The organism is Paenibacillus sp. OT2-17 (genome assembly GCF_009827695.1).
GTDB classification, from domain to species: Bacteria; Bacillota; Bacilli; order Paenibacillales; family Paenibacillaceae; genus Paenibacillus; species Paenibacillus polymyxa_B.
This window is the reverse complement of the sequence record NZ_WUDQ01000322.1, coordinates 1-4059: the sequence shown is the minus strand read 5'-3', so window position 1 is coordinate 4059 and position 4059 is coordinate 1. Positions and strand designations below refer to the sequence as shown.

Below are 4059 nucleotides of genomic sequence, written 5' to 3'. Positions count from 1 at the left end.
GTGGTTACCGTATTGAACCGGGTAAACCAAAGCTCGAGGGACTTCCTTCCGTCTATACCGAATCGGATGATGAAGCCACAACACTCTTTTTGATCCTTGAAGATCCATACTCTGGGCTTAAGACTACACTGCTCTATACTGTATTTGCGAATCACAGTGCCATTGCGAGGTCTACTCTTTTTGAACAAAAGGGAAGCGCTACCATGAATATTGAACACGCCATGAGCGCCTCAGTCGACTTCGCCGATTCCAACTACCAAGCTCTCTACTTACCTGGAGCCTGGGTTCGGGAAAGACATATCCAACGACGCGATCTCGGACCTGGTTCCATTCGACTCGAGAGCAGACGGGGCTCCAGCAGTCACCAAATGAATCCATTTCTGGCATTGCTTCGTCCTGATGCGACTGAAGACCGTGGGGATGTGTACGGTTTCAGTCTAATCTACAGCAGCAACTTCGTCGCACAGGCGGAAGTAGAGCAGTTCAATCAGACTCGTGTAAGTATCGGAATCAATCCCTTTGACTTCTCCTGGCGGCTTGAGCCAGGTCAGTCATTCCAGACTCCTGAAGCCGTATTGGTCTTTTCCGAAGAAGGTCTTGGGGGCATGTCACGCACCTATCACCGACTCTATCGCACACGTCTTTGCCGGGGGACTTACCGTGACAAAGAGCGTCCTATTCTCGTGAACAATTGGGAAGCCACGTATTTCGACTTCGACGCCGATAAAATCGAAGCAATTGCCAAGGAAGCAGGCCCCCTTGGAATTGAGCTCTTTGTTCTAGATGACGGTTGGTTTGGTAAGCGCGACAACGACGACAATTCGCTTGGGGACTGGTTTGAAGATCGCCGAAAGCTGCCTGGCGGCCTTGCCGACCTGGCCAAACGGGTTAATGAACAAGGATTACAGTTTGGCTTGTGGGTTGAGCCGGAAATGGTATCACCTGATAGTGAATTGTATCGTAACCATCCCGACTGGTGCCTGCATGCGGAAGGTCGGCGGCGGACGGAAGGCCGATCCCAACTGGTGCTCGATCTCTCCCGCAAGGAAGTATGCGACTACTTGTACGAGACGCTTAGCTCCGTATTCTCGATCGCTCCGATATCTTATGTCAAGTGGGACATGAACCGTAACATGACGGAGATTGCTTCGGCTACAGCTCCTAGCGAACGACAAAAGGAAACAGCGCACCGTTATATGCTCGGACTTTACGATCTGTTGGAACGTCTGACCTCCCAGTTCCCGGACATCTTGTTCGAAAGCTGTTCCGGAGGCGGTGGACGATTCGATCCCGGAATGCTCTACTATATGCCGCAGACATGGACCAGTGACGATACTGATGCCATTGAAAGATTGGCTATCCAGTACGGCACAAGCATCGTGTATCCGGCCAGTACCATGGGCGCACACGTATCGAATGTACCGAATCACCAGGTGGGGCGAATCACCTCTCTCGCTATACGCGGCGACGTGGCAATGAGCGGGAATTTTGGCTACGAACTTGACCTAACTGCCTTTACAAATGAAGAAAAGGAGCTCGCTGCCAAACAAATCGCCCAGTATAAGGAAATTCGTTCCCTTGTACAGCAGGGAGATATGTATCGACTCCTTAGTCCATTTGAGGGCCGAGGCGACACGGCCTGGATGTTCGTTAGCGAGGACCAGTCAGATGCTTTTGTCGCTTACTTCCGTGTACTAGCTGAACCGAATGGGCCCATCCGGCGACTAACTCTAAAAGGACTTGATCCAAATAAAAAGTATATAATCGAACACGGAGCGACGGGCAACACTGCAGTCCATACGGGTAATACCTTAGTGGGAGATGGCGCTTCCCCCTTCCGCGTAGCATTTGATGGCGAAATTTTTGGAGGTGACCGCCTAATGAGAATTGGGCTTGTAGTCTCCGATCTCACTGGAGACTTCGCCAGCTCTACCTTCCGCCTTAAAGCTGTCTCCTGCTAGTCATGGACCAGCCAGTGACGATAAAAAAATTAAACAAGGCAGGCCGATTTTCCGGCCTGCCTTGTTTTATAACTTTGGTCCTTGTAGATTAAAGACACACAAGAGATTGCCAAGCAATTGATCATTTAATAGCATCCTTGACTTTGATTCTCCATATCATATGATCAGAGCCTGCTCCCCAATAATCTTTTAATAAATAATCAGGAGTTCCAAATTTCTTTTTCCATATTTTCTGCGCAATACGATATCCACTATCTAAACAAAATTCTTCTACTCCTCTATTTTTCAGTGTCAGATACATTGATTTCAATAATAAATTCCCTACCCCAATCTTCTGGTAGTCAGGGTGAACAAATACAGTTCCTACCTCGCACAAATTTTTAAATGTAGCATTGGTAGATTTACTTATTAGTTCACTTACTGGTCCATATTCAATAGAACCTATTATATGATTCCCATCTACAGCGATTAAGAAGTATCGTTGTTCACCGTGACTCTCAAAGTCACGTTCCAAATATACCCTCTTAGTCTCAATTTCCTCATCTATGTCTTCCAGCATATGACCAATGCCTTCTTTAGCAAACGTGTCTATAATCACAATTCTAAACAATTCATTTATCTTTTCGATGTCCTTAATTTCTGGCCTTCTGATTTCGACATTATTCATCTAATTTCAGCCGATGTACGATTCAGTACGAGACGCTTTGAAAGTACACTATTCGGCAGCTCCATCAAACTTGTTATTTCATAAGTGGGTTGAATTCCAGACGTATTTGTTTTTCTGGAAGGGTTGAACCAACAGGTATCAATTCCGTATTTGTTCCCTCCTTGAATATCAGAGGTTAAAGAATCGCCTACCATAAGAACCTTACTTTTATTTGAGATGGCCAACTTGGTAAATGCGTAATCGAAAATACCAGCTTGTGGCTTTTGGCAACCCACTTCCTCTGAAATAATTATCTGCTCAAACACATCACACAGCGGCGAAAGCTGAATTCTGGAGGTTTGCACCTCTTTGATTCCATTCGTAATGATCGCCAAACGACAATCAGACAGCATATCACATAATTCAACCGCTCCGTCCATCAAAAAAGCACCTTCACCCAAATAACGTAAATATGCAGCACTAAAGGCGTCTGGATTGAAATCTAGATCATGAATAGCAAATAATCGCTTAAACCGTTCCACACGCAGTTGCGCTGAGGTAATGTGTCCTTCCTCTGCCTCTCGCCACAACGCACTGTTGATTTCATCATAACTGGCTTTATACTCCGTGGCCCCTTGTGGCAATCCAAATTGGGTAAACGTATTATGTAGCGCATGACTTTCTGCCTTTTTAAAATCAAACAGCGTATCATCAACATCAAACAAAATAATTTCGTATTTCATAACGACCTCCATATCATTGCTTTACTAAATTATTATTAAGTTCCATAAGCCTTAGAATTGTTTCTGATAGGGCATAAAAAACGAGAATTAAACTATCAATGTAACATGATCTCCCGGTTATTATACAGATCCTAGTTAAGCCGTCAAGTCACGACAACCAGGATGAAGTAATATTACCCAACAGTTTATTTACATTGTTTGTTTTATCAGATAAATCGAGATCGTATCTTTCTTCTAATATTTCGTCAATCTTGTTTATTGTTTATCATCTTGTATATGTTTTTGATTTTCTGGCTGTCCTAATTGAAATTAAAAGATTACCGTTGGAACTTATGATAACAATATTTCGCTAAAGTTGGATATTGGTGACGAACATGAACTGATTGATGATTTGAGCTAGTGAGAAGCGCATGCGTTTTGACAAGCCGCTGACATATCGATTTATAAAAAGAGGAGAATGCTTCCTCAAGCTGCCCCTGATGAGACAAGCCTATAGGTAACCATTCTCCTTTTAAAAATTTAGTCTAATTGTTCTCCATTCGTAGCAATAACATTTTTATACCAATAAAATGATTTTTTCTTTATGCGACGTTTTGTACCTCTGCCCATATCGTCCTGATCTACATAAATATATCCATAGCGTTTTGACATTTGATTAGTTCCGGCTCTAATCATATCGATACAGCCCCAGCTCGTGTAGCCAACTACA

The 4059-nt window shown here is 44.0% G+C and carries 4 protein-coding genes; 1 reads left to right on the top strand and 3 read right to left on the bottom strand.

Annotation, left to right across the window (positions count from 1 at the left end):
* Window positions 1-1961 (top strand): alpha-galactosidase (locus tag GRP75_RS20400; protein ID WP_160790207.1); only part of this gene is annotated, 1961 nt, incomplete at its 5' end.
* Window positions 1962-2082: 121 nt separating this feature from the next.
* Here the strand turns inward: GRP75_RS20400 and GRP75_RS20395 are convergent.
* The 3 genes from GRP75_RS20395 to GRP75_RS20385 form a co-directional block, all read right to left on the bottom strand.
* Entirely contained in the window at window positions 2083-2628 is a 546-nt protein-coding gene (locus GRP75_RS20395; RefSeq protein WP_160790206.1) for a GNAT family N-acetyltransferase, read from the bottom strand.
* Entirely contained in the window at window positions 2625-3350 is a 726-nt protein-coding gene (locus tag GRP75_RS20390) for a YjjG family noncanonical pyrimidine nucleotidase (RefSeq protein WP_160790205.1), read from the bottom strand. The genes GRP75_RS20395 and GRP75_RS20390 overlap by 4 nt, the downstream gene beginning before the upstream one ends.
* 519 nt (window positions 3351-3869) lie before the next feature.
* On the bottom strand, window positions 3870-4059 hold a 190-nt coding region (locus GRP75_RS20385; RefSeq protein ID WP_160790204.1), incomplete at its 5' end, for a family 1 glycosylhydrolase.